The organism is Bradyrhizobium nivariense (assembly GCF_029846695.2).
Lineage (GTDB): Bacteria > Pseudomonadota > Alphaproteobacteria > Rhizobiales > Xanthobacteraceae > Bradyrhizobium.
This window is the reverse complement of the sequence record NZ_JARWCR020000042.1, coordinates 1-26,965: the sequence shown is the minus strand read 5'-3', so window position 1 is coordinate 26,965 and position 26,965 is coordinate 1. Positions and strand designations below refer to the sequence as shown.

Sequence of the window (26,965 nt, the reverse complement as noted above, 5' to 3'; positions counted from 1 at the left end):
TCGCGATTCGAGAGAAGTGATCGCTTATTTTGGTGGATTGTAGTCCGACCTGCGTTAATTCATAGTCGGCCCAAGCAGAGATTTTTCAGGAGGACGCGCCATGCAGGCCATGACGATCGAAGAACCGGCGCGCCATGTGCCGCTCTATGGCGAATATGAAGTCGTCGTGCTCGGCGGCGGTCCGGCCGGCATCGTGGCGGCGGCCTCAAGCGCGCGCGCGGGGCGGAAGACGCTGCTGATCGAGCGCTACGGCTTCCTTGGCGGTATGGGCACCGCGGCCGGCGTCACCAATTTCTGCGGCCTGCACGGCAATGTCTACGGCGAGGCCCACCGGCTGGTGCAGGGCATGGCATCCGAGCTGCTGGCGCGGATCGACCGCTTGAACGGCCTCAACGCGCCGCACCTGATCCTTGGCAAGGTGTTTGCGCAGGCCTACGACACCGCCGCCTACAAGATCGCGGCCGACCAACTGCTCGCCGGCCACAAGGTGCACATCCTCTTCCACGCGCTTGGTGCCGGCGTGGTGATGGGCGATAACAGCCGCATCGATGCGCTGATGGTCGAGACCAAGGCCGGCCGGCAGGCGGTGCGATCGGAGATCTTCATTGATTGCTCCGGCGACGGCGATCTCGCGGTCTGGGCCGGCGCGCCGTTCGAAATCGGCGACGAGCACGGCCATCCGATGTATCCCTCGATGATGCTCCGTCTCAACGGCATCGATCCCGAGAAGGCTGGCGAGGCCTGGCGGACCATCCCGCAATTGATGGAGAAGGCCACCGCCGCCGGCACCCACAAATTCCCGCGCAAGAGCGCGATCGTGCGGCCGCAAAAATCCGGCATCGAATGGCGGGTGAACTTCACGCAAGTGGCGCGCGAGGACGGCCATGCCATCAACGGCATCGAGCCCGACGATCTCACCCGCGGTGAGATCGAGGGCCGCAAGCAGGCGCTCGCTGCCTTCGAATTCCTGCGCAGCACTGTGCCGGGCTTTGAAAAGTCCTACATCGTCGATCTGCCGCCGCAGCTCGGCATCCGCGAAACCCGCCGCATCAGGGGCGGCTACCAGCTCAGCGGCGAGGACGTGCTCGGCTGCGCCTCGTTCGAGGACTCCATCGGCGTCAATGGTTGGCCGATCGAGGCCCATGTTCCCGGCGATGTCGTCTTCACATTCCCGCCAATCCCGGAATCGCGCGGCTATAACGAGCTGCCCTACCGGATGCTGGTGCCCGAGGGCGTCGATAATCTCCTGGTCGCCGGCCGCTGCGCCTCGATGACCCATGAGGGCCAATCGGCGGCCCGGGTCTCCGGCGCCTGTTTCGTGATGGGGGAGGCCGCCGGTTCCGCCGCCGCACTGGCGCTCTCCGGAAACCGGATCCCGCGTGACATCCCGGTTGAAAAATTGCAGGAAACGTTGAAACAACAGGGGACCTTCATCGGACGGGACCAGCCCGTGCCCGAAGGGCTCTGACGGGCTGCAAGAGAACGACCAAGAGAACGACCAAGAGAACCACGAGAGGAAACGGCATGATCGGGATTGCGCGGCTCGCGCTAGCTAGCCTGATGGCGATCACAGCGCTGGGCACGGCCCGAGCCGAGGACGCGCTGAAGGCCAGGATCGGCGTGCTCCGGCTGTCGTCCTCCGCGCCCGTCTTCATCGCGCAGGACAAGGGCTATTTCCGCGAGGCCGGCCTCGACGTCGAGCTGAAATTCTTCGACGCGGCGCAGCCGATCGCGGTCGCCACCACCTCGGGCGACATCGATTTCGGCGTCACCGCCTTCACCGCGGGCCTCTACAATCTCGCCGGCAAAGGCGTGCTGAAAGTGATCGGCGGCATGAGCCGCGAGAAAGCCGGCTATCCCCTGATCGGCTATTTCGCCAGCAACAACGCCTATGCCGCCGGGCTGAAGACGCCGAAGGACCTCGCGGGCAAGCGCGTGGCGATGACGCAGGTCGGCTCCTCCTTTCACTATTCGCTCGGCCTGCTTGCCGACAAATACGGCTTCAAACTCGCGGACGTGAAGATCGCGCCGCTGCAATCGCTATCGAATGCGGCGGCTGCGCTCAAGGGCGAGACCGTGGATGCGGCGCTGCTGCCGATCTCGACGGCGCGAAAGCTGATGGACGAAGGTGGCGCGAAGTTTCTCGGCTGGGTCGGCGACGAGACACCCTGGCAACTGGGCGCGGTGTTCGCCTCGCCGAAGACGCTGACCAACAAGGTGCTGGTGACAAAGCTGCTCAGCGCATTGGCAAAAGCCGATCGCGAATATCACGACGTCATCCTCGCCGCGATGAAGGACGGCGTCGCTCCGATCAACGACAAGACAAAGCCGCTGCTGGAGATCATCGCCAAGTATACGAACCTGCCGGTCGAGCAGGTGGTCGGCAACTGCGCTTATATCGATCCGGACGGCAAGCTCGACGTCAAGAACGTCGACAACCAGATCAAATGGCTGCAGGAGCAGGGTTTCGCCGACAAGGGCTTTGATGCAAATGCGATCATTGCCAAGGACTTTGTGAAGGCGGATTGAGAGTAGAACGCAGCTCATGGACCTGATCGCCAACCACATCACCCATCGCTTCGGTGAGCTCGCCGTGCTCGACGACATCTCGTTCACGGTCAGCGCCGGCGAGGTGGTGGCGATCGTAGGTCCCTCCGGGTGCGGCAAGAGCACGCTGCTGTCGATCCTGGGCGGACTGTTGCTGCCGACCTCCGGCGCGCCCGAGCTGCGCGGATCGCCGCCGGCGGACAGCCTCAATCCGCTGACTTTTGTGTTCCAGGACTTTGCGCTGCTGCCCTGGGCCACGGTGGAGCAGAACGTCGAATTCCCACTGCTGCACACCCAGCTCTCGGCCGTGCAGCGCCGCGCGCAGGTCGATGATGCCTTGCGCCGCACCGGCCTGACCGATTTTCGCAAGGCCTATCCGAAGCAGCTTTCCGGCGGCATGCGCCAGCGCGTCGGCATCTCGCGTGCGCTTGCGGTCAGCCCCGCGATCCTGCTGATGGACGAGCCGCTCTCGGCGCTGGATTCGCAGACGCGTGAGCTATTGATGGAAGATTTCGTCCGCCTGCTCGCCGATGGCGGCATGGGCGCGGTCTACGTCACCCACAATCTCGAAGAGGCGGCGCGGCTTGCCGATCGCATCGTGGTGCTGTCGCGGCGTCCCGGCCGCATTCGCGAGGTCGTGACCGTGCCGATGACGCGTGCCCAACGCGGCGAGATCGCTGCGCGTGAAAAGCTGCTCGCGCTTCAGAACCAGATCTGGTCGCTGATCCGCAACGAGGCCATCGATGCCGAGCGCGAGGTTCAGCATGCTTGATCGCGCGGCGACCGAGACTGCGAAGGATATCGCGACCCGGCGCGTCCGCTTCCGCGGCGCCGGCTTCGTGCCGGCTTCCAGCCGTTTCGGCGGCTGGATCGCGCTCGCGCTGGTCATTGCGATCTGGCAGGCGGCCGGCAGCGCCGGCCTCGTCAATCCGCTATTCCTGCCGGCGCCGTCGGCGATCGCGCGGGCGATCTACCAGCTCGCTGCCTCCGGTGCACTGTGGCAGCACCTTTCCGCTTCGCTCCTGCGCATCGGTGTCGGCTGGCTGCTCGGCACGGCGGCCGGTGTCGCCGTCGGCTTTGCCATCGGCCTGTCGCGGCTGGCGCGCAGCGTCGGCATCACTTTCATCTCGGCGCTGTTCCCGATCCCGAAGATCGCGCTGCTGCCGCTGTTGATCCTCTGGCTCGGCATCGGTGAAGAGCCGAAGATCGCGACCATCGCGCTCGGGGTGTTCTTCTCGACCGCAATCTCGGTCTACAGCGGCGTCGATGCGGTGCCGCGGAATCTCATCCGCATGGCACAGAGCTTCAACGTGCCGTTCGCCACCATCGTGCGCAAGGTGGTCTGGCCGGGCGCGCTGCCCGCGATCCTCGCCGGCTTCCGCATCACTGCTTCAGTGGCGCTGCTGCTCGTCGTCAGCGCCGAGATGATCGGCGCGCAATACGGCATCGGCGCGTTCGTGTTGCAGGCGGGCAATCTGATGCAGACGGATCAACTGCTTGCCGGTGTGGTGATTTTGTCGGTGTTTGGGTTGATGGTGGGAAGGGTGATCAACTGGCTGGAGACGCGGCTGCTGCACTGGCGGTAGCCCAACGTCGTCCCGGCGAAGGCCGGGACCCATACCGCGTGATCTATCGGTGAACGGCGGTATTCGTACCGACGAAGATCAACCCCAAGTCTTCGCCAAACTTCTCCCTGTGGTTATGGGTCCCGGCCTTCGCCGGGACGACACTGAATATGTCGTGGCGAGCAGGCCTCACGCATTCCCGCGGTCTTCGCGGAACAGGTCGAGCTTCTGCTGCACCGGGCGGTCGGAGAAGCTGAACAGTACCGCATCCATGTCAGCCTCGTGCGTGACCCACTGCCAGCTCGGCACCACGAACAGGTCGCGAGGGCCCCATTCGAAGGTCGCATCGCCGATGCGGGTGCGGCCGTGGCCTTCGATCGGACAGAACACCGTCGCGTCCGTCGCGCGATAGCGCGCGGTCTTGAAACCCTTCGGCAGCAGCTGGATGAAGGTGCCGATGGTCGGCATCGCGAAGTCGCCGGTTTCGGGGTTGCTGAATTTCAGCTTCAGCCCGTGACATGCGTCCCACTCCTGGCTCGCCCGAGCTTTCTCCAGTGCCTCGCGGGTGTAGGCATAGGGATAGCTGAAGATCGGCGAGGTCTTCGAGCTCCGTTTCACGTCGACCGGCAGCAGATTGTGACCGTAGCGCGCAAAGCTGTCGCCGGCCGGCCTTGTGATCTTCTGCTGATCCTCCTTGGAGCCTTCCGCAAAGGAGCAGTCGAAGAACTGCACCAGCGGAATGTCGAGGCCGTCGAGCCAGAACATCGGCTCGTCTGTCTCGTTGGAATGATCGTGCCAGGTCATCGACGGCGTGATGATGAAATCGCCGGGCTCCATCGCGGTGCGCTCGCCGTCGACCGCGGTGTGGGCGCCCTTGCCTTCGAGCACGAAGCGCAGCGCCGATTGGCTGTGCCGGTGCGCGGGCGCGACGTCGCCGGGCACCACCATCTGCACGCCGGCATAGAGCGACGTAGTGATTTTCGACTGCCCGCGCAGGCCCGGGTTCTCCAGCACCAGCACACGCCGCTCGGCTTCCTTCGCCGTGATCAGCTTGCCGGCCTCGGTCATGTAGTCGCGGATGATGTCGAACTTCCACAGATGCGGCCGGCAGGCGCTCTTCGGCTCCGGCGTGATCAAATCGCTCATCACCGTCCACAGCGCGGTGAGATTCTCGCCGTCGATCTTCTTGTAGAACGCCTCGCGTTCCGGCGTCTTGGTCACGGCTTCCATGGTGCGGCTCCCGTTTGTTTTGTTGATTGACAGTATACTTACGATCTAGGTAGCGTCAATGTGGCGAACAAGAACGAAACGGGAGGGTTCCGATGAAACTGCACGGCTATTTCCGCTCCAGCGCCGCCTACCGGGTGCGGATCGCGCTGAACCTGAAGGGCCTCGGTGCCGAGCACCTGCCGCACCATCTTCGCAAAGGCGAGCAATGCGCCCCCGCCTATCTCGCCATCAATCCGCAGGGCCTGGTGCCCGCGTTGGAGAACGATGCGGGCGCGGTGCTGACCCAATCGGTCGCCATCATCGAATGGCTCGACGAAACCCATCCCAACCCGCCGCTGCTGCCGAAGGATATTTTGCAGCGCGCCAAGGTGAGGGCGTTCGCGCTGGCGATCGCTTGCGACACTCACCCGGTGCAGAATCTGAAGGTGCTGGCGCGGCTGCGTGAGCTTGGCCTGGCCGAGGAGAAAGTTCAGGACTGGGCGGCATGGGTCAACCGCGAGGGGCTCGCGGCCTGCGAGACGCTGATCAGGGACGAGCCGGGCCCGTTCTGCTTCGGAGAAGTGCCGACGCTGGCCGATCTCTGCCTCGTGCCGCAGCTCGCCAATGCGCGCCGCTTCGCCGTCGACGTCGCCGCCTATCCGCGTCTGCTCGAGGCGGAAGCCGCGGCCAAGGCGTTGCCGGCGTTCGTCAACGCCGCGCCGGAGAAGCAGCCCGATGCCGAGTAAGCCGCCTCCGATCACCATAGACGCGGTCTATGCCGCGCCGGGCTATCTGTTCCGGCGCATGCAGCAGATCGCGGTCTCGATCTTCATGGAGGAGTGCAAGGCGTTCGACCTCACGCCGGTGCAATACGCGGCGCTGATCGCGATCCACACCCATCCCGGCATCGACGCGACGCGGCTGTCGGCGGTGATCGCCTTCGACCGCTCCACCCTCGGCAGCGTGATCGAACGGCTTCAGGCCAAGGATTTTGTCGAGCGCAGGCCGGCGCTGGAAGACAAGCGGATCAAGCTGCTCTATTTGACCAAATCTGGCGCGGCGATCCTGCGCGACATCATTCCCGCCGTCGAACGCGCCCAGGCGCGGATGCTGGAGCCGCTCAAGCCGGCGGACCGCAAGGCGCTGATGGGGCTCCTGGTGCAGCTCGTCGATCTCAACAACGAGGCGTCGCGGGTGCCGCTACGGGCCGAGGACGCGCTGGAGCATCTGGGGAAGGCGGGGTGAGGGGGGTGGTCGGTGGATGTGGTGACGCTATCGCCTTTATCCCCGCTGTCATTCCCCGCGAAGGCGGGGAATCCAGTACGCCGCGGCCTCTCAGATCAATCACAACCGGCTCTGGAATACTGGATCGCCCGGTCTAGCCGGGCGATGACAGCGGTGGTCACATCCGCAACAACGCCTGCCGGTCGATCTTCCCCGTGCCCGTCTTCGGCAGCTCGTCGATAAAAATCACCTCGCGCGGATATTTGTACGGCAGCAGCTTGCCCTTCACGTAATCCTGGAGCCGCCTTGTCGCTTCGCCCTGGTCGACCGCGCGGCTGTTCATCACCACCACCGCCTTCAGCGTCATGCGCCGGTCCGGCAGCTCGGCGGCGAACACCGCGCATTCGCGGATGTCGGGGTGATCGGCGAGACACAGCTCGACCTCGAGCGGGTAGACCCACTGGCCGGAGATCTTGATGAGATCGTCGGCGCGGCCGCGGAAGAAGTGAAAGCCGTCGGCATCGCGGACGAAGCGGTCGCCGGTGTAGATCCAGCCGCCCTGCCGAATCGTTTCGGCGGATTTGTCCGGCCGGTTCCAGTACAGCGGCGTGTTGGAATCGCCGCGCACCCACAAAATACCTTCCTCGTCGTCGGCGACATCGCGGCCGTCCTTGTCGCGCAGCGCGACCTCGTAGCCGGGCACGCGCAAGCCGGCGGCACCGAGCTTCTTCTGCTCGGGGCGGTTGGAGAGATAGATGTGCAGCACCTCGGTCGAGCCCAGGCCTTCGAGGATATCGAGGCCGGTGAGCGTCTTCCAGCCGTTGAAGACCTCGGCCGAGAGCACCTCGGCGGCTGAGAGCGCCATGCGCAGCGACGAGAAGTCGGTCTTGTCGGCACCCTCGGCCTTGGTCAGCGACGTATAGAGCGTCGGCAGGCCGAAGAAGACCGTCGGCCTGTACTGCTCGATCGCCGTGAAGATCGCCGTGGGCTTCGGCTGGCCCGGCAACAGCAGTGTCGTCGCGCCCGCCGAGAACGGGAAGGTGATCGAGTTGCCAAAGCCATAGGCGAAGAAGATCTTCGGCACCGAGAAGCAGATGTCGCCGGGCGCCAGCTTCAGCACGTTCCGGGCAAAGGCGGCCTCGCTATAGGCCATGTCGTGCTGGAGATGCACGATGCCCTTGGGTCGGCCGGTGGATCCGGACGAGTACATCCAGAACGCCATCTCGTTGCGATGCGTGTCGGCTTCCGCGAGCTCAGCCGGAAACTGCGGGAGCCAGCCGGCGACAGCAATGGCGTTCGGCGCGGCGTGATCACCCACCGCGCCATTGACGACGACCAGCGTGCGCAGGCTCGTGTCCCTGCAGGCCTCAGTGTTGAAGCGCGCACAGAACTCGGCGTCCGCGATCGCGACGCTCGCACCGGAATCGGCGAGATAGAATTGCAGCAGATCCGGCGGCGTCAGCGTGTTGATCAGGAGCGGCACGAAGCCGGCGCGCACCGCGCCGAAGAACGCGGCCGGATAGGCAGGGGTGTCATCGAGGAACAGCAGCACGCGATCGCCGCGCGTGAGGCCGAGCGAGGCAAAGCCGTTGCCCCAGCGCCCGGCTTCCGCACAGAGCTCCGCATAGGTGCGCGTACCCGCGGGGCCAATGAGTGCGAGCTTGTCGCCGCATCCTCTCGCGAGATTGTCGAACAGCACGCGGCTGGCATTGTAGACCTGCGGAACGGCGAAGCCGATCTCGCGCGCGCCCGCACAGTCGGCAGGCACCTGGTCGTGTATCTGGTCGCTCATGCCTGATCCCCACCGTTCTTGGCGGCTTCGTAGCGCGCCATGAAGGCCGGCGACATCGCGCGCAGGCGAGCGTCGTCGATGCGGCCCGAACGGGTGATGTAGCTATAGGCAAAGTCCATCAGGCCTTGCTGCATGTGCTGGGCAAAGTGCTCATACCAGAACGAACTCGTCCGCGCGGCGTTGACGAGCTTCTGTACCACCGGTTTTCGCGCGGCCTGGTAGCGATGCAGGGCGGTCGAAAGATGCGCGTCCGATTCCAGCGCCTTGACCAACGCAATGGCGTCCTCGATTGCGAGCCGCGTGCCCGAGCCGATCGAGAAATGCGCCGAGTGCAGAGCATCGCCGAGCAGCACCATGTTCTTGAACGACCAGTGCTCGTTCCAGACCCAGGGAAAGTTGCGCCAGACCGATTTGTTGGAGACCAGCGAGCGGCCGCCGAGCGTGTCCGCGAACACCTCCTCGCAGACGCCCTTGGACTGTTCGACGTCCTTATAGGCGAAACCGTAGGCCTGCCATGTCGCGTAGTCGCATTCGACCAGGAAGGTGCTCATGGTTGGCGAGTAGCGGTAGTGGTGCGCGTTGAAGGCGCCGCGGTCGGTCTTGACGAAAGTCTGCGACAGCGTGTCGAAGCGCTTCGAGGTGCCGTACCAGACGAACTTGTTGGAGGAGTAGGACAGCGAGGTGCCGAAATCGCCTTCGAAGGCACGCCGCACCAGCGAGTTCAGCCCGTCGGCGGCGACGATCAGATCATGGCCGTTGAGCTGGTCGATCGCGTGAATTGGCGTGTCGAAACGCGGCGTGACGCCGGCATCGAGCGCGCGCTGCTGCAGGAACTGCAACAGCTCGAGCCGGCCGATCGAGGAGAAGCCGACACCGTCGATGGCGACGCTGTCGCCGCTCAGGTTCAGCGTGATGTTCTCCCAGCTCTCCATGTGCGGTGCGATCGCGTCGACCGTCTCGGGGTCGTCGGCGCGCAGGAATTCCAGCGCCTGGTCGGAGAACACGACGCCAAAGCCCCAGGTCGCGTCGGCCGGGTTCTGTTCGAACAGGTCGACCTGATCCTCGGGGTGGCGCTTCTTCCAGAGATAGGCAAAGTAGAGCCCACCGGGCCCCCCGCCAATCACGGCGATCCGCAACGTCTGCCTCCCTAATTGACAGTATACTTACTATCTAGGAGCACACTAATGTGCTCCGACGTCCGGCGCCAGCGGAATTATCGGCAAAGCGCAGGCGCGCCGAAGCTCATGCCCGGACACGCGTTTGGCGCGTGTCCGAAGCAGTGACGTGCGAACCATAGCCAAACCGCGCCGGCTTGGCCATCCGCACCGTCAGACGCAGCGCTTCACCCAGACGCCGTTCACCAGCACGGTGGTGCAGCCGACCGCCGGAACCGGCTTGCGGACCACGCCAGCCGCGTTCGGCCCGGCGCAGCCGGCGCGATAGATGCTGCGGGCGCACACCACCGCGTTGGCATCGGTGGCTTCGAAGGTCATGCAATTACCGTTTCAGGCGTGCGAAAGCCGCGCACGCCGTCAGATGTTGATGGCACGCTGCTCTAGCGTGCAGCGAACGGCGCCAGCACATCCTTGCATGCCGGCGACAGCGACGCGGCATTGCTGGCGATGCACTGCACGATGCGGCCGCCGCCGGGCGCGACGCCGGCGCAGAGCGTGCGGATGTCGGCGCCGCAGGCGGAGCGGACGATGAACAGCTCTTCGCGCGGCCGCAGCGGGCGCAGCACGATCACGGCCGGCGCGGCACCTGGCGCTGCTGCCGCAGGAGCCGCGCCCGCAGGCGCTGCCGTTGTTGCTGCGCCGCCACCGGCCGCGGCGGTCACGGCCTTCTCGCAGGCCGGCGAAACCTTTGCCTTGTTCTTCTCCAGGCATTCGAGCGCGGGCGCGCCGCCCGGGGGCACGCTGGCGCACACTTTGGGATAATCGGCGCGGCACGCGCTCTTGACCGCCGCAACCTGGGCGCTGCTCGGCTGTTTGGCTGCAGCGGCCTTCGGCGCTGCTGCGCCAGCCGGCTTTGCGGCGGGAGCGGATTCAGCCTTTGGGGCGGCAGGCGCGGACTCCGCCGTGGGTGCAGCCTCGGTTTTCGGCGCAGCTTCGGTCTTCGGAGCCGCAGCGGGCTCGACCGCGCGCACCGCGGTCTGGCATCCCGATGACAGGCTGGACATGTTCTTCTGGAGGCATTGATACGCCTCCACACCACCTGGCGTGACGCTCGAGCAGTGCGCCATGAAGTCCGAGCGGCATGCGGAGCGCATGGCGCCCTTCTGAGCCTCGGTCGGTGCTTGCGCGAATGCGCCTGGGGCAGTTGCGAAAAGTGCTGCCGCCAGTAACGCGCCACGCGTTGCTGCATGTTTCAACGTTTTGAACATTTGAGTGAATTCCTGCCCTTTTGAGTGAATTCCTGCCCTGTCGGTAACGCCGACAATTTTTCAAATGTGATGCAAACAATCGTCGCGGGGGAAGCCGCAGGCGGCATCATTGGCCGCCGCGACCTCTACCGCAAGTAGATATTGCCTTCGCAATTGCGACGTAACTAGAGCATGATCCGGAAAAGTGTGCAGCGGTTTTCCCTCGCGACAAACGCCGAACGCGTTTGCGCGAAGATCATGCTCAAACAATACGTCGTCAGAGCTTGACCATGCGTTTGCCGCGGTTCTCGCCCGCAAGCAATCCGATCAGCGCCTTCGGCGTGTTCTCGAGACCGTCGATGATGTCCTCCTGCACCTTCAGCTTGCCGGATGTGACCCAGGACTGGAGGTCGGCGAGCGCACGCTGGCTCTCCTTCATGTAGTCCATCACGATGAAGCCCTGCATGACCAGCCGCTTCACCACGATCAGGCCGGGCACGCCGCGCGGGCCGTGTGCCGCGGGCGCACCGTCATATTGCGAGATCGCACCGCAGCAGGCGATACGGCCGTAATTGTTCATCTGCGGCAGGCAGGCTTCGAGAATGTCGCCGCCGACATTGTCGAAATAGACGTCGACGCCCTTGGGCGCCGCCGCGCGCAACGCCTTGAACACCGCGCCGTCCTTGTAGTCGACAGCGGCATCGAAGCCGAACTCGGAGGTCAGCCAGTTGCACTTGTCGGCGCCGCCGGCGATGCCGATCACGCGGCATCCCCTGATCTTGGCAATCTGCCCGACGATCGAGCCGACCGAGCCTGCGGCCGCGGAGACCACGACCGTCTCGCCCTCCCTGGGCTTGCCGATCTCCAGCAGGCCGAAATAGGCGGTGAGGCCGGCGATGCCGAACACGCTGAGCAGATGCGTCATTGGTTCGAGCTTCGGCATTTTCGTGAGATGCTTTGCCGCCACCACGGCAAACTCCTGCCAGCCGGTGTCGCCGAACACGATGTCGCCCGGCGCAAGCCCCGGTGCCTTCGAACTGATGACCTCGGCGATGGCGCCGCCGGCCATCACGCTGTTGGCCTCGACCGCGGATCGATAGGTCGCGCCGTGCATCCATGCCCGGTTGGCGGCGTCGAGCGAGATGTAACGCACGCGCAGCAAGGCCTCGCCGTCCTTCGGCTCCGGCATCGCGCCTTCGACCATCTTGAAGTGCTCGGGGCCGAGCTTGCCGCTGGGCTTTTCGACCAGAAGAATCTGACGATTGATGCTGCCGCTCATGATGTTTCCCCTTCGCGTGTTTGACGATTATTGATGCAGCCGCCGCAAGAAAAAGGTGCAAGCCGCATTCGTTGTGCGCTGCATGAAGGCTAGATCGCGGGCGCCGGTTTCGCAACGGGAACCTCCCGCCCACCGCGGTCACACGCCAAGCGTGTTGCGTGATCGTCATATCTGCGACATCATGAAGCGGCCGGTGTAGCGGGGGTCTTCAATGTCGAACAGGTTTACGCAATTCATTTTGGTGGCGATGGTGCTGGGCATCATCATGGGCGCGGCGATTTACAATTTCCTGCCCGACACGCGCGGCGACTGGGCCTCGTCCATCAACCTGATTGCCGTGATTTTCCTGCGTCTGATCAAGATGATCATCGCGCCGTTGGTGTTTGCGACTTTGGTCGGCGGCATTGCTCATATGGGCTCGGGCTCCAAGCTCGGCCGCATCTTCGCCAAGACCATGGGCTGGTTCGTGAGCGCTTCTTTCGTCTCGCTGATGCTCGGTCTCGTGATGGTCAATTTGCTCCAGCCCGGCGCGAATTTCCCCGGCACGCTGCCTGACAAGACGCAATCGACCGGCCTGCCGGTTTCCGCCTTCTCGATCGAAAAATTCCTGACCCATCTGATCCCGACCTCGATCGCGGATGCGATGGCGCAGAACGAGATCTTGCAGATCGTGATCTTCGCCGTGTTCTTCTCGGTGGCGATGGGCTCGATGCCCGAGCGCTCCAAGCCGATCCTGGCGCTGATCGACGATATCGGCCACATCATGCTCAAGGTTACGGGCTATGTGATGCTATTCGCGCCGTTCGCCGTCTGGGCCGCCATCACCGCGACGGTTGCCAAGAACGGCCTGCTGGTGCTCTGGAAGCTCATCGTCTTCATGGGCGGGTTCTATCTCTCGCTCGCGCTGCTGTGGGGCATCCTGGTGGTCGTGGGCTTTATCGTGATCGGGCCGCGCTACGCCCATCTGCTGAAGCTAATCCGCGAGCCGCTGATGATCGCGTTCTCCACCGCGAGCTCTGAAGCGGCCTATCCGAAGACGCTGGAGGGGCTGAACAAGTTCGGCGCCTCATCGCGGATCTCGAGCTTCGTGCTGCCGCTCGGCTATTCCTTCAATCTCGACGGCACGATGATGTACTGCACCTTCGCGAGTGTCTTCATCGCGCAGAGCTATCACATCGACATGCCGCTCGGCACGCAGCTCGCAATGCTGGCGACCCTGATGATCACCTCGAAGGGCGTCGCCGGCGTGCCGCGCGCCTCCCTCGTCGTGATCGCCTCGACGCTGTCACAGTTCGGCATCCCGGAGGCGGGTCTGCTCATGATCATGGGCATCGACACCTTCCTCGACATGGGCCGCAGCGCCACCAACGTGATCGGCAATACGCTGGCGACATCGGTCGTGGCAAAGTGGGAAGGCGAGCTCGGGCCCGAGCACGAGGTTGGAGCGGACGACGCCGTGCCGGGAGACATGATCCCCGGCGAAGTGCCCGCCATGGCCGGCCATTGAGGTGCATCATGCGCCTTTCAACGGCGATTTCGGGCGGCCTGTTGCTGGCAGCGTGCCTGCTGGCAACCGGTGCCTCTGCCCAGAGCGGCGGCAGCGAAGGGCTTAGCCCGACGTTGCTCGCCATCAAGAACGCACACACCGTGCGGCTCGGCTATCGCGAGAGCTCGCCGCCGTTCTCCTTCCTCGACCAGGCCAACCGGCCGATCGGCTACAGCCTCGAGCTCTGCGAGGCCATCGTCGAGGAGATCGGCGTCGAGGTCGACGATCCCAATCTGAAGATCGGCTACGTCAAGGTCACCTCCGACGACCGCATCGATGCCGTGATCCAGAACAAGATCGACCTGGAGTGTGGCTCGACCACGGCCAACGCCGAGCGCGGCAAGCGGGTGGCGTTCTCGCCACTGATGTTCGTCGCCGGCACCAAGCTGATGGTGTCGAAGGCATCAAGCGTCCAGTCCTTGGCCGATCTGAAGGGCAAGACCATCGTGGTGACGAAGGGCACCACCAACGAGCAGGCGATCCAGGCGGCCGACAAGAAGTCCTCGTTGGGACTGAACATCGTCGTCGGTGCGGATCACGAGCAGTCGTACCAGATGCTCGTCGACGGCAAGGCCGACGCCTTTGCGACCGACGACATCCTGCTCTCCGGCCTGATCGTGCGCCACAAGGCACAGGACAAGTTCCGCGTCACCGGCGATTACCTGTCCTACGACCCCTACGGCATCATGTTCCGCAAGGGCGAACCGCAACTGACGGCCGTGGTCGATCGCACCTTCCGCAAACTCGGCTCCAATCACGACCTCGTCCCGCTCTACAACAAATGGTTCATCGCACGGCTTCCGACCGGCGAACGGATGAACGTGCCGATCTCGCTGCAGCTGGAGGAAGCCTTCAAGGCGATGGACGATTCGGCGAGCGCGAATAATTAGCGCTTTCTTCCTTCTCCCCTTGTGGGCCCCACAAGGGGAGAGGGTGCAGAGCGCCCTTGGCTGCATGAATCTGCTCAGAACTCCTCGCCAAACATCCGATCCAGCGCCGCATCGTACGTCGCCTGCACCAGCTCGGGATGCAGCTTCCCCAGCGCTTCCATCATCACGCCGGAATTGATCTCGAGCACACGCCACTCGCCATCGACGCGGACCAAATCGATCGATGCGAAGGTAATGCCGATGGCGTTGGCAGCGTCGATGGCGCGTTGTGCGCAAGCCGCGCGGACTTCACCGCCGTTCAGGAGCACCGGCCGCGCACCGGCGTCGAGATTGTGCCGCCAGTTCAAGATGCGCTGCTCGCCCTTCGGGACAATGGCGTTCGCCTCGCCCGCACCGATCTCGCGGAGCTGCTTCTCATGTCCCGCCGCGGTCGCCAGTTCACGCAATGTCTGCACGCCGTCGCCAGTGACCTGCGGGCGCTCCTTGCGGTAGACGATCATCGGCTGACCATCGAGCAGGATCACGCGCACCTCATCCTCGATCTCGACATAGGGCGCGATCACGAGGCCGAAGCTCGACGAGAAAACCTCGCCGACGGCGCGATCGAGCTCGTCACTGTTCGCTACCTTGAACACCGCGCGTCCCGAGGTGCCCTCGTTCGGCTTCACCACGACGCCTTGTGGATTCTGCGCGAGCAACGACAGCATCGCCTCGCGCCAATCGGGGCCGGCAATTTGCGCGCCCATGCTCGGATTGAGGAAGAGGTGATGGGGAATGCGGGGCACGTCTTCGAGCGCAAGCACCTCGGCCGTAGCTGATTTGTCGTTGGCAAGACGATGCGCGATGGCGCTGTTGAGGCCGATGTCGTAGCCGAAGGCGAAGTGACGCTGCTCGCCCCGGCGCATCGCGAGCAGCCAGCCACCGGCGCGGACATCGAGCGCGATGCCATGGTTCGCGCAATAGCGCTTGATCGCCTGGACGAAGATTCGCTCGCCGCTCGCCGCCATGTGTTTCGGTCGCTAGGTCCAGTCGTTCCTGTCGCCAAAAGCCGCAAAAATGCGGGAAACGGCGCCAAACCGGGGTGAAAGTCAGAGCTATTCTTAATGAAATTATCGCGAGCGCGACGGAAATTAAGTGCTGCAATCAAGCCCTGGAGGGAAAAGAAATTGCCCTCCGCGCGCGCCCGGCAGCAGATTCATTAATGATGTGACCATTTCCGCCGCAAATGCCGGTTTGACCGGCATCAATTGCATCCGGAACGAGGTTGATTATTGGTCGCAATGGCGTAGATCACAGACGCGAAATCCTCCGCCATGGCAATGGTGTCCGCTCCGCTTTCAGGGGCCGGGCAACGATTTTGCCCTAAAACCGTAATTATTCGGAATAGCGAAAATCATGAGCGCGTTTTACCGAGAGAAAGTTCTTTCCGTCCAGCACTGGACCGACACGCTGTTCAGCTTTCGCGCCACCCGCGATTCCGGCTTCCGCTTCCAGAACGGCCAGTTCGCGATGATCGGCCTCGAGGTTGAGGGCCGTCCGCTGCTCCGTGCCTACAGCATGGCGAGCGCCAATCACGAGGAAGAGCTCGAGTTCTTCTCGATCAAGGTTCAGGATGGCCCGCTGACCTCGCGTCTCCAGAAGATCAAGGAAGGCGACACGATCCTGGTCGGACGCAAGGCGACCGGCACGCTGATCACCGACAACCTCATCCCCGGCAAGCGTTTGATGCTGCTCTCGACCGGCACGGGGCTTGCGCCGTTCGCGAGCCTGATCAAGGATCCCGAAGTCTACGACCAGTTCGACAGCATCGTGCTGGTGCATGGCTGCCGTCAGGTCTCCGAGCTCGCCTATGGCGAGAAGCTCGTGGCCAGCCTTCGCGAGGACGAGCTGTTCGGGGAGTTGCTCGCGGACAAGCTCATCTACTATCCGACCGTGACCCGCGAGCCGTTCAAAAACCGCGGCCGCATCACCGACCTCATCAGCTCCGAGCAGATCTTCAACGACATCGGCCAGGGCCCGCTCGACATCGCGACCGACCGCATCATGATGTGCGGCAGCCCGGCAATGCTCGAAGAGCTGAAAGTGATGTTCGAGGGCCGCGACTTCGTCGAGGGCTCCGGCAACAAGCCCGGCCATTTCGTGATCGAGAAGGCGTTCGTCGAGCGGTAAAGCGCCGCTCGCTCTGGTCGTCCCGGCCTAGTGCGCAATTGCGCACGGGGGGCCGGGACCCATACCGCGAGGTCTCTCGACTCGCGGATGATGCCGGTCCCCAAACGACCAGTCTTCGCCAAACCGCTTCCTGTGGTTATGGGTCCCGGCCCCCGTGCGCAATTGCGCACTAGGCCGGGACGACGGCGATGAGTGTGGTCGCCGACCCGCCTCACGACCCACATTCTACTTCTCAGCCCGCGACATTCCCGAACCAGACAGCCCGTTCCAGCGTACCCCGCACGAGGCGATGCCACAGGGTCATTGTCCTGTCCTCTGCTGCACTGCAAAAGCCCAGCCATCGGGCTGATTGATTTGTCTCCGCCGAATTCGCTAGCCTGAAACAAGGGCCACGTCATATCCGTATGACAGGCGCGGGCGTATCGTACCGCCTCATGCTGGCGAGAGGATGGGAATCGTGGCCGACGAGAATAAGACGCAGGAATCGCCCAACTTATCGACCAAACGGTTGCCGCTGGCGGAAGAGGGGATCATGGAAACCCTGCTGCTGCCATTCTCCCCGCGCTTCATCGTCCTGACCATCTGCGCGGTGGTCACGGCGCTGCTGATCGGCATCGGCTTCGCCGATGGCAAGATCTTCGACATCCTGCTGATCCCGATCCTGATCTTCGGCGCGTTGACACTGCTTGGCGTCCGCGACCTCATGCAGAAGGGCCACGCCGTTCTGCGCAACTACCCGATCTCGGCGCATATCCGCTTTCTGCTCGAAGAGATACGCCCGGAGATGCGGCAATATTTCTTCGAGAGCGAGAAGGACGGCATGCCGTTCTCGCGCGACATCCGTGCGGTGGTCTATCAGCGCGCCAAGATGCAGCTCGACAAGCGCCCGTTCGGCACCCAGGAGGACGTCTACCGCGAGGGCTATGAGTGGATGCATCACTCGGTCTCGCCGAAGACGCATGCCGACGAGAAATTCCGCGTCACCATCGGCGGGCCGGATTGCGCGAAGCCCTATTCGGCCTCGGTATTCAACATCTCGGCGATGAGTTTTGGCGCGCTCAGCCCGAACGCCGTGCGCGCGCTGAATGCCGGCGCGAAGAAGGGCAGCTTCGCGCACGACACCGGCGAGGGCGGCTTCAGTCCCTATCACGCAGAGATGGGCGGCGACGTCATCTGGGAGATCGGCTCGGGCTATTTCGGCTGTCGTCATCTCGACGGCGCCTTCGATCCCGAAGCGTTCGCGCGCGTCGCGAGCCAGGACCAGATCAAAATGGTCGAGCTCAAGATCAGCCAGGGCGCCAAGCCCGGCCATGGCGGCGTGCTGCCGGCGGCGAAAGTCTCGGAGGAAATTTCCAAGATCCGCGGCGTCGCGATGGGCGAGGATTGCATCTCGCCGGCCTCGCACCGCGCCTTCTCGACGCCGACCGGGATGATGCAGTTCATCGGCGAGATGCGCCGCCTCTGCGGCGGCAAGCCGACCGGCTTCAAGCTGTGCATCGGCCATCCCTGGGAGTTTCTGGCGATCTGCAAGGCGATGATCGAGACCGGCATCTATCCTGATTTCATCGTCGTCGACGGCAACGAGGGCGGCACCGGCGCAGCGCCGCTGGAGTTCATGGACCATCTGGGCATGCCGATGCGCGAGGGTGTCAATTTTGTCCACAACGCGCTGATCGGCATCAACGCGCGCGACCGCATCAAGATCGGCGCGTCCGGCAAGATCGCCACCGCCTTCGACATGGCGCGCGCAATGGCGATCGGTGCCGACTGGTGCAATTCGGCGCGCGGCTTCATGTTCTCGCTCGGCTGCATCCAGTCGCTGAGCTGCCACACCGACCGCTGCCCGACCGGCGTCGCGACCCAGGACCCGACGCGGGCGCGCGCGCTCTACGTGCCGCTGAAGATCGACCGCGTGCACAATTATCACCATGCGACGCTGTACTCGCTGACCGAGCTGATCGCCGCGGCCGGCCTCGAACATCCGCAGCAGCTGCGCCCGATCCACTTCAGCCAGCGGACGTCGACGACCCAGGTGAAATCCTTCGCGCAGCTTTATCCGTCGCTGCGTCCGGGCGAGCTGCTCGAAGGCACCGAAGACCCACGCTTCCGCGACGCCTGGCGGATGGCGCGGACGGAGACGTTCCAGCCGGCGCCATAGGGCGCCGGCCCACCATATGATACCGCCAGATGATATCGCGAGGTCTGATCGCGCGTAAATTTAACGGGAGCCGGATTGCATCTTAATGTCTGTGTCAGCTTGGGTGTAAGTTGGCCCTATGGACGAGCGACGCAATAGAGGCAGGCATCGCGTGCTGAAGGCCGCGACGATCGAGTTCGGCGGCGGCGCGATCGACTGCACCGTCCGCAACCTGTCCGATACCGGCGCCGCGCTCGACGTCACCAGCCCCGTCGGCATCCCCGACCATTCGCCGGGACGACGAGTGGCGTTACTCACGCCGCCGCCTTCTCGCCGCTCCGGCTCGCCAGAATCTTGTCGATCCTCCGCCCGTCGAGATCGACCACCTCGACGTGCCAGCCGCCGAGGTCGAAGGCGTCGCCGACATCAGGCAGCACGTTGAACTGTTGCAGCACGAGGCCGGCGACAGTGTTGTAGCGGTGCGGCGGCAGTTCGATGCCGAGCAGCTCGCCGAACTCGTCGACTGGCATCCAGCCTGAGATCAGCAGCGAATCGTCAGCGCGCTTGACGTAGGCCGGTTCCGGCGGGCCTTCCTCGGAATGGAAGGCGCCGACGATCGATTCCAGAATGTCAGCCGTCGTCACGATGCCTTCGAAGGCGCCGTATTCGTCGTAGACGAGGCCGACATGCACCGGCGCAGCCTTCAGGATTGCCAGCACGTCGCGGGCATCCGCCGACGCAGGAATGCCAGGCGCCTCGCGAACCAGCACGCGCAAATCCGGCGTGCGCTCGTTCATGTAGGCGACCAGCAGGTCCTTGGCCTGGAGCACGCCAATCGGCTTGTCGCGGTCGCCGTCGGACACGGGAAAGCGCGAATGCGGACTCTTCGCGATGGTCGCTTGAATGATCTCCGGTGCATCGCGCAGGTCGATCTCGTTGACCTCCGTGCGCGGCGTCATGATCGCGCCGACCGGCCGGTCGCCGAGCCGCATCACGCCTGCGATCATCTCCTTTTCGCCGGATTCCAGCACGCCCGCGCTCTCGGCCTCGCTGACGAGATGATGGATCTCGTCCTCCGAGACCTTCTCCTCGGCCTTGCCGCCGCGGCCGAGCAGCGAGAGGATCAGCTTGCCGGAGAGATCGAGCAGGAAAACGAGCGGCAGCGAGATCCGCGCCAGAAGGTGCATCGCAGGCGCGACCCTGACCGCGATGCTCTCGGGGTCGCGCAGCGCCACCTGCTTCGGCACCAGCTCGCCGACGATCAGGGTGGCGTAGGTGATGAGCGTGACCACGATGCCGACGCCGACGATGTCGGCAATCCCTGCGGACAGGCCGAGCTCGAGCAGCCATTGCGTCAGCCGCTGTCCGAGCGTCGCGCCCGAGAACGCGCCGGAGAGTACGCCGACCAGCGTGATCCCGATCTGCACTGTCGAGAGGAATTTGCCGGGATCGGCCGCGAGCGTCAGCGCCCGCTCGGCGCCGCGTACGCTCTTGGCGGCGAGCATTGACAGCCGGGCCGGGCGTGACGAGACCACGGCCAGCTCGGACATGGACAGCAAGCCGTTGATGACGATCAGGACAACGACGATAGCGAGTTCGACGGAGAGCATTGACATTCCGAGGTAAGGGAGTGTGGCCAGATAGCGGCACAGGGCATTGATATAGGTATTCGGGGAAGAAATGCCGACGATTCTGTCGCATTCGGCACCGCGAGGAACCTCGGTGCGACACTGTGTTCCGAAAGGCCCGCGACGCTGCCGCCCCGCGGAACTACGGGCATGTCCCTGCTTAACCGGCCCTTAGCGGCCGCCAGCTAGGTTTTCGACATTTGTAGAAATGTATTCGGGGACCAGGATGCGGATCGGGAAGCTCTTCGCGCTGTCGATGCTGACGGTGACGGTTTTTGCAGTCGTCCTTGGCGCCGAGGTGCTCGTACCACAGACGCGCATCTTCACGAACCGCTCCGACGCGATCAAGACGGTCGACGCTTTTGGTGCGACCCTGATGGTCAGCCAGCAGGTCGCCGGCCTTCGCGCTCCCTACATCTCCCCGATCTTCCAGGAGAACCCTGCAACACAGGCGCAGATCGATGCCGCCGCGAAGGCCGCGAAAGCAGCCGATGCCGCGTTCGAGGGGGCAAGGCGCGCCATCATGATGCTGGATGATTCCGGACCGATGATCGAGAACCTCGACCGTGCCGCGCGGCGGCTCAAGGATGTCACCACGGCGGCGGATCGCGCGATGAGCGTTCCCCTGGCGGCGCGCGACAGCGCTGTGATCAAGGGCTTCCTTCCAGGCGTTGCCGAGGTCATCGGCAATATCGAGCCGATCATGAACCGGCTCGAAGCGAAGATCATCAATGCCGATTCCTCGCTTGCGGCGCTGTTGAGCCTGGCGCGAACGGCGCAGGATTTGCGCGTCTCGGCCGGCAGCCGCGCTGCCACGCTGTCGCCGGCGCTGAGCGCACGCCGACCGCTCACGGCGGCCGAATTCTCGCTGATGGATCGTATGCAGGGGCGGGTAGAGGCCGACCGCGAGCGCATCGAGGCCGGCATCGACCAGCTCGGAAGCCCGCCCCGCATCGCCACCGCGCTGAAGGCGGCGACGGAATCCTATTTCGGAAGAGCAGCTTCTGCCGTGGACAAGGAGATGCCCGCGGCCCGGAGCGACGGCAAGTACGGCATCAACGCCGAGGAGCTCGCCAACGTGATCGTGCCGGCCATCCAGATGTTCTACGGCGTGCGCGACGCCGCGCTGGCGGAAGCTGCCGAGCGCGCCTCGGCCTCGCGCGACGGCGCGCTGGCGATGCTCGCGCTCGCGGGCGTTGCAGTGCTGGCGCTGCTGGGGACGCTCGGTGGCGTGACCATGATGCTGCGCAGCCGCGTGGTGACGCCGCTGAGCCGGCTCGCGAATGTGATCGCAACGCTCGCCGCCGGACAGCACGAGATCGAGATTCCCGTGACGGGCCGCAATGACGAGATCAGCCAGGTGGCGGGCTCGCTCCAGCACTTCAAGGATTCGCTGGTCGACAAGAAGGCCGCCGACGAGGCAGCCGCGGTCGAAGCCGAGGCAAAACTCCGGCGCAGCCAGCGCATGGACCAGATCGCGCGCGATTTCGAAGCGTTGATCGGCGACGTCATCAACACCGTATCGTCGGCATCGTCGGAGCTGGAAGTGTCGGCGGGAACGCTGACGAGCACCGCCGACCAATCGGAAAAGGTCACCGCGACCGTCGCGGCCGCCTCCGAGCAGGCCTCCACCAATGTGCAGACCGTTGCCGCGGCCGCGGAGGAAATGGCGTCCTCGGTCGACGAGATCAGCCGGCAGGTCCAGGATTCCGCGCGCGTCGCCAGCGAAGCGGTGCAGCAGGCAGGGCGAACCAACGACTATGTCGGCGAGCTCGCCAAGGCTGCCGGCCGGATCGGCGACGTGGTCGAGCTCATCAGCCAGATCGCGGGCCAGACCAATCTTCTGGCACTCAATGCGACCATCGAGGCGGCGCGCGCCGGCGAGGCCGGGCGCGGCTTCGCCGTGGTCGCCTCCGAGGTCAAGGCGCTGGCCGAGCAGACCGCCAAGGCCACCGGCGAGATCAGCCAGCAGATCACGGGAATCCAGAGCGCGACGGAGGATTCCGTCGGCGCCATCAAGGCGATCGGCGACACCATCACCCGCATGTCCGAGATCGCATCGGCGATCGCCTCGGCGGTCGAGGAGCAGGGCGCGGCGACGCGGGAGATTTCCCGCAACGTGCAGCAGGCGGCACGCGGCACCCAGCAGGTCTCCGCCAGCATCGTCGACGTGCAGCGCGGCGCGAGCCAGACCGGATCGGCTTCCTCCAACGTGCTTGCGTCTGCGAGATCGCTGTCCGGCGAGAGCAGCCGCCTCAAGGTCGAGGTTGGGAAGTTTCTGGACGCGATCCGGGCCGCGTAACATGGTCATTGTGGAAGCAGCCGGCTTCACCTAGGCTTTCCAGCCTGGGGGTGTCGCAGCCTCCCCGTGAAGTGGGTGATCCCACGCAAGCGCTGCTCGCTGATGTTTGGAGCGAGCAATGGACGGGATCACGATCGAGCTTACCCTTTTCCTGATGGCCACCTTCGCCGGCGCGTTCGTCGCCGGCCTCTCCGGCTTTGCCTTCGGCCTGGTCGCGGCGTCGCTGTGGCTCTATGTGCTGACGCCGCTTCAGAGCGCGAGCCTGATCGTCGGCTTCGGACTTCTGGTGCAGGGCTACTCGGTCTGGAAATTGCGCAGCGCGCTCGACTGGCGCCGGCTGTGGCCGTTCATGGTCGGCGCCGTCCTTGGCGTGCCGGTCGGCGTGTCGCTTCTGACCTGGGCTGACCCGAACAGCGTCCGCATCGCGGTTGGGGCGATCCTGATCGTCTACAGCCTCTATGCGTTCTTCAGGCCGCAGCTCAAGGTCGCGACAATCGTGCCGCGCACCGCCGACATGTCGATTGGTTTCGTCAACGGCCTGCTCGGCGGGCTGACCGGCCTTGCCGGCATCATCATCACCATCTGGTGCAATCTGCGTGGCCTGCCCAAGGACGTCCAGCGCGCGACCTTCCAGCCCGTCGCAGTCGTGGTGTTCGCCATGGCGGCGTTCCTGCTGGGCGCCAAGGGGGCGCTCACGCTCGACACCGCAAAGCTGTTTGCGCTTGGCCTGCCGTTTCTGTTTGCCGGGACGTGGCTCGGGCTGAAGCTGTTCGGCCGGATCGATGAGGCGATGTTCCGCAAGATCGTGCTCGCGCTGCTGTTCGTCTCCGGCGTCGCGCTGCTGTTCTGAGTCGCGATCAGAACTCGCCGTGCAGCCGTCCCGAAAACACCGACACCGGTCCACGGTCGGCGTTGTAGGCGGGGTTGACGATGAGCTGGTAGTCCGCGGTGAGGGTGAGATTCTTGTTCAGCGCGTAGGCGTAATAGGTTTCGAGGATGCGCTCCTTGCGGTAGTTGAGCGCGCCGTCGCCGATGAGAACACCGAGGCCGCCGGCGGCCAGGAAGTCGCGATAGTCCTGCGAGATAGCATTGATGGCGCCGCCGACGCCGACCACGTCGTCGGGCCGGCCCCATTTCGTGCCCTTGATCGACAGGCCGCCGGACAGGCTGCGGTTGATATCGGTGAAGGCAACCGTTTCTGACTTGCCGTCGTTCCAGCTCCAGCGGCCGAACAGCCCGACATCGTCCGTGATCGCCTGCTCGAGATTGACGACATAGCCGACCTTGACGCGGCCGCGCCGGGTCTGTGCGATGTCGAGATTCAGCGCGGGATTGTCCAGCGTCTCGCGGAAGCTTCCCATATTGGCGCTGTCGAGCCAGCCCATGGTCCTGAGCTTGCCGGGTTGGCCGAACAGCGAGAACCGCGTTTCGAGCTCGACCACGTACTGGCCGCGCTCCCCGACCTTGGTGTCGAAATGATTTGAATTGGGCTCCGCGACCATCAGGAAATAGCCGCCGCGCAGCGCCCATTGCCTCTGGTTGAGCTCGGCGGTGACGCCGTAGGTGAGGCCGACCTTGTCGGCGGAATAGTCGAAGGCGCCCGGCGCCCACAGCGACCAGTTCATGAAATCCTTGCGGGTGTCCTTGGCGTAGGCATTGCCGTCGAACACGTCGACCACCCCGAATTTGCCGGCCTGCACCGTGAGCCTGGAAACATCGACCTTCTGCCCAAGCTGCAACTGGCCGCTGGCGAGCTCTTCCTGCTCGCCGCCAAAGCCGAACGTCTGGCGCACGAACAGGCGCGAGGTGTTGTAATGCGGATAGGGAAAGTTCGACTTCTGCGCTTCGCCATTGGGGAAGCCTGCCGCGCCGACCGTGTCGTTCAATCCAAAACCCTGGAGCAGTTCGGGATTGTAATAGACCTCGCCGCCGTCCCACAGCCGCGCGTTCAGGAACAGGCTGTTGCTCCAGGTCGCCTTGGCCTGCGTCGATGGCGAGAGCGAGTTCGGCCCGCTGTAGAGCGCGGGGAACGACGGATAGCCTTGCGGCAGATAGGTGCTCTGGCCGTGGATCTCCCAGCGATCCGATTCAGCGTCGAACAGCGAACTTTTGGGATTGTAGCTCGGCATGCCTGGCCAATCGACCTTGCGATTGAGGCCGAGCCGGATCGACTGAAAGTCGAGTGATGAAGAGGTGTATTGGGCGCCTGTGGAGAAGGCGACGTTGGCGCCGTCGAAGCGGCTGTAGAGATATTCGACCCGCGCGCTCCAATGCGGCGCGAAGCCGTATTCGATGCCGGCACCCGCGATCCAGCCGGGCCGCGTGTTCAGGATTTTCGGGACTTCGCCCGCGGCCGGCGTGTCGAAATAGCGCTCGCCCATCCATGCAAAGCCGCCGGTGGCGTAGACCAGCCACGAACCGCTGGTGTAGCCGACGCGGCCGCGCAGGCTCGCGGTGTAGTCCCATTGCTGGGTGACGGTGTTGGCGGGTGTCGCCAGGAAGGAGACGGTCGAGTTCGAGATGATGTAGTTCGGAAACGAAAAATCGCCTTCGACGCCGACCAGCCAACCGGAGTTGAGCCGGTAATTGTAGCCGGCCTGCACGCCGCCACTCATGCCGCTGAAGACGCCGTTGTCGCTAATCGCGGCGCCGTCGCTCAGCGTAAAGCGCGACGAGCCGAGGCTGTAGCCGGCGTGCGCACCGATATAGAGGCCCGTCCAGTCATAGACGGCTTTCAGCGCCGGCGCCTTCAACGGCAGATCGGCCGCATGGCCGGCGGCTGGAAAAGCCAGCACGCCCGAGGCAATCGCCGCGGCCGTCCGCAAATACCGGTGTCGGTGACCTCTCAACGTCAAAACGCACGCCCCCAAACACGAATGTGTCCCATTCGCCGCGATTATCCCTGCCGATTCGCGGCGGCCCTGTCATCAGGTCTTAGGTGCTCCCGCGATCGGGCGAGATGATCTCGATCCGATCCGGCTTCTTCCCAAGCCCCTGAACTCGTTGCGAACCTTATTGCGATTAATTCTCAATAGCAACTAGTGCGGATTGCCGCAGGGGATGGTTCGCATCTCGGTGTGACGTGACAGCAACATTGCCTGACGGTGCCGGGGAATCCGGACTGCTTGAGCGGAGCCGGCCCTTGCTGGCGATCTATCTGAGGCTAGGCAAATGGGAGGGGCGGCGGAGTCGTGAAGGTCGGCGGTCGGTCGCCGGCTCACGTAAGCACCTAGCAGCCGCGGCAGATGCCCTTCATCTTCTTGTCGAGCAACGCGTCCTCCTTGTTCGTCGGGCCGTTTGCCGCCGGCTTGCTCGTCGCCGGACTATTCGTCGCCGGCCCGATCGTATCCCACCGCTGCTGCCAGAGCTTTTCGCCGATCGTGCAGAGAACTCGCGGCTTCTTGTCCACAGAGTAAGCAGGCGATTGATCCGGCGCGCCGCCTGCGACCTCGAGAGCCAGCTTGGTCCGGATCACCTGCTTGAAGTTTTCGCGATCGGTGACCGGCACAACAAAGGAACCTGGGCCGCCGATCACGCAATCCTCATAGTACCAATCGATATGGTCCACATGGTTGATGTCCGCCTGACCAGGGGGTGTTGCATTGATCATGACTGGCAGGCCGGTGATGACGATGCCCTGCTGCAACGCTGTGTCGCGCGCAGTGGTGACAGGATCGCCGTTGTTGTTGGGACCATCGCCCGAAATGTCGATGATACGACGCGAGCCCTGGTACGGGCCCTGCTCGAACAGCGGCACCGCGAACTTGATCGCACTCGAAATCGAGGTGCGCGAACCGCGGCGGATCGGCGCCTTCATGATTTCAGTCGCGACGGCCTCGGCCGCTTCCGGTCCGTCGATCTGCCGCCAGGGGACGATGATTTTCTGGTCGTTCGTGGATGACCATTCGAAATAGGTCAACGCTATCTTGCCGATCGGGCCGGTCCGCAAGGCTCGAAGAAACTCCTGCGAAACGATGGCATTGGCAAAGCCTTCGCGTTGAGCTGCCAGGTCCGGCTCCACCGAGTAGGAAATGTCGACCGCGATCACGATCTCTATGTCCACGGCAGCGCGACTGTCACCCTGGATCGCTGCTTGCGGTCGTGACTCCGGCTCTGAAAATGCCTGCGTCGATGCCAGGATCCCGATCAGGATCGATCCAATTGAGACCCGCCAATTCACGCTCGCCCTCCAGCCCCCGATTCGTATCCTGACACGCGGAACGTGCAATCGGAAGGCAGTCTGAGCCAAGTCGTCGCTGGGCTGTTCTGGCGCTGAAACGGATGACCCCGCCCGGGGGGACATCCGGGCGGGGTC

22 protein-coding genes and 1 pseudogene are annotated in these 26,965 nt (G+C 64.2%); 13 read left to right on the top strand and 10 right to left on the bottom strand.

Going from position 1 to position 26,965, the window contains the following annotated elements:
* The first annotated feature begins 100 nt into the window (after nucleotides 1-100).
* From QCM77_RS28505 to QCM77_RS28490, 4 genes are read left to right on the top strand one after another with little or no spacing between them, the layout of a single operon-like run.
* On the top strand, nucleotides 101-1,468 hold the full coding sequence (locus tag QCM77_RS28505) for an FAD-dependent oxidoreductase (RefSeq protein ID WP_279685821.1): 1,368 nt from the start codon (nucleotides 101-103) through the stop codon (nucleotides 1,466-1,468).
* A gap of 56 nt (nucleotides 1,469-1,524) precedes the next feature.
* Complete coding sequence (locus QCM77_RS28500) at nucleotides 1,525-2,529, top strand: ABC transporter substrate-binding protein (protein ID WP_279685820.1); 1,005 nt, start codon at nucleotides 1,525-1,527, stop codon at nucleotides 2,527-2,529.
* 16 nt (nucleotides 2,530-2,545) lie between these two features.
* Nucleotides 2,546-3,319, top strand: a complete 774-nt coding sequence (locus QCM77_RS28495; protein ID WP_279685819.1) for an ABC transporter ATP-binding protein — start codon at nucleotides 2,546-2,548, stop codon at nucleotides 3,317-3,319.
* Entirely contained in the window at nucleotides 3,312-4,133 is an 822-nt protein-coding gene (locus QCM77_RS28490; RefSeq protein ID WP_279664892.1) for an ABC transporter permease, read from the top strand. The genes QCM77_RS28495 and QCM77_RS28490 overlap by 8 nt, the downstream gene beginning before the upstream one ends.
* A 168-nt stretch (nucleotides 4,134-4,301) precedes the next feature.
* Here QCM77_RS28490 and gtdA read toward each other — a convergent pair whose 3' ends face one another.
* Entirely contained in the window at nucleotides 4,302-5,342 is a 1,041-nt protein-coding gene (gtdA, locus tag QCM77_RS28485) for a gentisate 1,2-dioxygenase (RefSeq protein ID WP_279664894.1), read from the bottom strand.
* Nucleotides 5,343-5,434: 92 nt separating this feature from the next.
* Between gtdA and maiA the strand changes: the two genes are divergently transcribed.
* Both maiA and QCM77_RS28475 read left to right on the top strand, forming a co-directional pair.
* A complete protein-coding gene (gene maiA, locus QCM77_RS28480) occupies nucleotides 5,435-6,067 on the top strand; it encodes a maleylacetoacetate isomerase (protein WP_279664896.1) in 633 nt (210 codons plus the stop codon).
* Nucleotides 6,057-6,566 carry a MarR family winged helix-turn-helix transcriptional regulator gene (locus QCM77_RS28475; RefSeq protein WP_279664898.1) on the top strand — a complete coding sequence of 170 codons (510 nt, stop codon included), beginning with the start codon at nucleotides 6,057-6,059 and terminating at the stop codon, nucleotides 6,564-6,566. The genes maiA and QCM77_RS28475 overlap by 11 nt, the downstream gene beginning before the upstream one ends.
* Before the next feature lie 157 nt (nucleotides 6,567-6,723).
* Here QCM77_RS28475 and QCM77_RS28470 read toward each other — a convergent pair whose 3' ends face one another.
* The 5 genes from QCM77_RS28470 to QCM77_RS28450 all read right to left on the bottom strand — a co-directional run bounded on the left by QCM77_RS28470 (nucleotide 6,724) and on the right by QCM77_RS28450 (nucleotide 11,978).
* Nucleotides 6,724-8,337 (bottom strand): benzoate-CoA ligase family protein, encoded by a 1,614-nt coding sequence (locus QCM77_RS28470; protein ID WP_279685818.1) that lies wholly within the window; start codon nucleotides 8,335-8,337, stop codon nucleotides 6,724-6,726.
* Complete coding sequence (locus QCM77_RS28465) at nucleotides 8,334-9,473, bottom strand: FAD-dependent monooxygenase (protein ID WP_279685816.1); 1,140 nt, start codon at nucleotides 9,471-9,473, stop codon at nucleotides 8,334-8,336. Before QCM77_RS28465 ends, QCM77_RS28470 begins: the two co-directional genes overlap by 4 nt.
* Before the next feature lie 192 nt (nucleotides 9,474-9,665).
* Nucleotides 9,666-9,830: a hypothetical protein gene (locus QCM77_RS28460; RefSeq protein WP_279685815.1), complete on the bottom strand. Its 165-nt coding sequence runs from the start codon at nucleotides 9,828-9,830 to the stop codon at nucleotides 9,666-9,668.
* Nucleotides 9,831-9,892: 62 nt separating this feature from the next.
* On the bottom strand, nucleotides 9,893-10,720 hold the full coding sequence (locus tag QCM77_RS28455) for a cysteine rich repeat-containing protein (protein ID WP_279685814.1): 828 nt from the start codon (nucleotides 10,718-10,720) through the stop codon (nucleotides 9,893-9,895).
* A 256-nt stretch (nucleotides 10,721-10,976) separates the two neighbouring features.
* On the bottom strand, nucleotides 10,977-11,978 hold the full coding sequence (locus QCM77_RS28450) for an NADP-dependent oxidoreductase (RefSeq protein ID WP_279685812.1): 1,002 nt from the start codon (nucleotides 11,976-11,978) through the stop codon (nucleotides 10,977-10,979).
* A gap of 211 nt (nucleotides 11,979-12,189) precedes the next feature.
* Between QCM77_RS28450 and QCM77_RS28445 the strand changes: the two genes are divergently transcribed.
* Together QCM77_RS28445 and QCM77_RS28440 are read left to right on the top strand one after the other, a co-directional pair.
* Nucleotides 12,190-13,485 carry a dicarboxylate/amino acid:cation symporter gene (locus QCM77_RS28445; RefSeq protein WP_279664908.1) on the top strand — a complete coding sequence of 432 codons (1,296 nt, stop codon included), beginning with the start codon at nucleotides 12,190-12,192 and terminating at the stop codon, nucleotides 13,483-13,485.
* Between the two features lie 8 nt (nucleotides 13,486-13,493).
* On the top strand, nucleotides 13,494-14,414 hold the full coding sequence (locus QCM77_RS28440; RefSeq protein ID WP_279664909.1) for an amino acid ABC transporter substrate-binding protein: 921 nt from the start codon (nucleotides 13,494-13,496) through the stop codon (nucleotides 14,412-14,414).
* Between the two features lie 74 nt (nucleotides 14,415-14,488).
* Here the strand turns inward: QCM77_RS28440 and QCM77_RS28435 are convergent, their stop codons facing one another.
* Nucleotides 14,489-15,421 (bottom strand): ATP-grasp domain-containing protein, encoded by a 933-nt coding sequence (locus tag QCM77_RS28435; RefSeq protein ID WP_279664911.1) that lies wholly within the window; start codon nucleotides 15,419-15,421, stop codon nucleotides 14,489-14,491.
* Nucleotides 15,422-15,809: 388 nt separating this feature from the next.
* Here QCM77_RS28435 and QCM77_RS28430 point away from each other — a divergent pair, with 388 nt between their 5' ends.
* The 3 genes and pseudogenes from QCM77_RS28430 to QCM77_RS28420 all read left to right on the top strand — a co-directional run.
* Nucleotides 15,810-16,583: a ferredoxin--NADP reductase gene (locus tag QCM77_RS28430; RefSeq protein ID WP_279664913.1), complete on the top strand. Its 774-nt coding sequence runs from the start codon at nucleotides 15,810-15,812 to the stop codon at nucleotides 16,581-16,583.
* A 448-nt stretch (nucleotides 16,584-17,031) separates the two neighbouring features.
* Nucleotides 17,032-18,741 (top strand): FMN-binding glutamate synthase family protein, encoded by a 1,710-nt coding sequence (locus QCM77_RS28425; protein WP_279664914.1) that lies wholly within the window; start codon nucleotides 17,032-17,034, stop codon nucleotides 18,739-18,741.
* A gap of 118 nt (nucleotides 18,742-18,859) precedes the next feature.
* Nucleotides 18,860-19,009, top strand: a pseudogene (locus tag QCM77_RS28420) (PilZ domain-containing protein); the annotation flags it as partial.
* 25 nt (nucleotides 19,010-19,034) lie between these two features.
* On the opposite strand, the gene QCM77_RS28415 reads toward QCM77_RS28420, so the two are convergent.
* On the bottom strand, nucleotides 19,035-20,330 hold the full coding sequence (locus tag QCM77_RS28415) for a hemolysin family protein (protein ID WP_279685811.1): 1,296 nt from the start codon (nucleotides 20,328-20,330) through the stop codon (nucleotides 19,035-19,037).
* A 244-nt stretch (nucleotides 20,331-20,574) separates the two neighbouring features.
* Here QCM77_RS28415 and QCM77_RS28410 point away from each other — a divergent pair, with 244 nt between their 5' ends.
* The gene (locus QCM77_RS28410) at nucleotides 20,575-22,650 is read left to right on the top strand and encodes a methyl-accepting chemotaxis protein (protein WP_279685810.1); all 2,076 of its coding nucleotides are present in this window, start codon (nucleotides 20,575-20,577) and stop codon (nucleotides 22,648-22,650) included.
* Nucleotides 22,651-22,768: 118 nt separating this feature from the next.
* Nucleotides 22,769-23,500, top strand: coding sequence for a sulfite exporter TauE/SafE family protein (locus QCM77_RS28405; RefSeq protein ID WP_279664920.1), 732 nt, complete (start codon nucleotides 22,769-22,771; stop codon nucleotides 23,498-23,500).
* A 7-nt stretch (nucleotides 23,501-23,507) separates the two neighbouring features.
* Here the strand turns inward: QCM77_RS28405 and QCM77_RS28400 are convergent, their stop codons facing one another.
* Entirely contained in the window at nucleotides 23,508-25,475 is a 1,968-nt protein-coding gene (locus QCM77_RS28400) for a carbohydrate porin (protein ID WP_279664921.1), read from the bottom strand.
* A gap of 404 nt (nucleotides 25,476-25,879) precedes the next feature.
* On the bottom strand, nucleotides 25,880-26,953 hold the full coding sequence (locus QCM77_RS28395) for a DUF1194 domain-containing protein (RefSeq protein WP_347882398.1): 1,074 nt from the start codon (nucleotides 26,951-26,953) through the stop codon (nucleotides 25,880-25,882).
* Between the last annotated feature and the right edge of the window lie 12 nt (nucleotides 26,954-26,965).

Coding starts and splice junctions, on each gene's coding strand:
- QCM77_RS28475 (WP_279664898.1), top strand. CDS start 6,057: ATGCCGAGTAAGCCGCCTCCGATCACCATAGACGCGGTCTATGCCGCG.
- QCM77_RS28415 (WP_279685811.1), bottom strand. CDS start 20,330: ATGCTCTCCGTCGAACTCGCTATCGTCGTTGTCCTGATCGTCATCAAC.
- QCM77_RS28500 (WP_279685820.1), top strand. CDS start 1,525: ATGATCGGGATTGCGCGGCTCGCGCTAGCTAGCCTGATGGCGATCACA.
- QCM77_RS28460 (WP_279685815.1), bottom strand. CDS start 9,830: ATGACCTTCGAAGCCACCGATGCCAACGCGGTGGTGTGCGCCCGCAGC.
- QCM77_RS28505 (WP_279685821.1), top strand. CDS start 101: ATGCAGGCCATGACGATCGAAGAACCGGCGCGCCATGTGCCGCTCTAT.
- QCM77_RS28425 (WP_279664914.1), top strand. CDS start 17,032: ATGGGAATCGTGGCCGACGAGAATAAGACGCAGGAATCGCCCAACTTA.
- QCM77_RS28490 (WP_279664892.1), top strand. CDS start 3,312: ATGCTTGATCGCGCGGCGACCGAGACTGCGAAGGATATCGCGACCCGG.
- QCM77_RS28435 (WP_279664911.1), bottom strand. CDS start 15,421: ATGGCGGCGAGCGGCGAGCGAATCTTCGTCCAGGCGATCAAGCGCTAT.
- QCM77_RS28395 (WP_347882398.1), bottom strand. CDS start 26,953: ATGTCCCCCCGGGCGGGGTCATCCGTTTCAGCGCCAGAACAGCCCAGC.
- QCM77_RS28445 (WP_279664908.1), top strand. CDS start 12,190: ATGTCGAACAGGTTTACGCAATTCATTTTGGTGGCGATGGTGCTGGGC.
- maiA (WP_279664896.1), top strand. CDS start 5,435: ATGAAACTGCACGGCTATTTCCGCTCCAGCGCCGCCTACCGGGTGCGG.
- QCM77_RS28450 (WP_279685812.1), bottom strand. CDS start 11,978: ATGAGCGGCAGCATCAATCGTCAGATTCTTCTGGTCGAAAAGCCCAGC.
- QCM77_RS28440 (WP_279664909.1), top strand. CDS start 13,494: ATGCGCCTTTCAACGGCGATTTCGGGCGGCCTGTTGCTGGCAGCGTGC.
- QCM77_RS28405 (WP_279664920.1), top strand. CDS start 22,769: ATGGACGGGATCACGATCGAGCTTACCCTTTTCCTGATGGCCACCTTC.
- QCM77_RS28455 (WP_279685814.1), bottom strand. CDS start 10,720: ATGTTCAAAACGTTGAAACATGCAGCAACGCGTGGCGCGTTACTGGCG.
- QCM77_RS28470 (WP_279685818.1), bottom strand. CDS start 8,337: ATGAGCGACCAGATACACGACCAGGTGCCTGCCGACTGTGCGGGCGCG.
- QCM77_RS28495 (WP_279685819.1), top strand. CDS start 2,546: ATGGACCTGATCGCCAACCACATCACCCATCGCTTCGGTGAGCTCGCC.
- QCM77_RS28410 (WP_279685810.1), top strand. CDS start 20,575: ATGCGGATCGGGAAGCTCTTCGCGCTGTCGATGCTGACGGTGACGGTT.
- gtdA (WP_279664894.1), bottom strand. CDS start 5,342: ATGGAAGCCGTGACCAAGACGCCGGAACGCGAGGCGTTCTACAAGAAG.
- QCM77_RS28430 (WP_279664913.1), top strand. CDS start 15,810: ATGAGCGCGTTTTACCGAGAGAAAGTTCTTTCCGTCCAGCACTGGACC.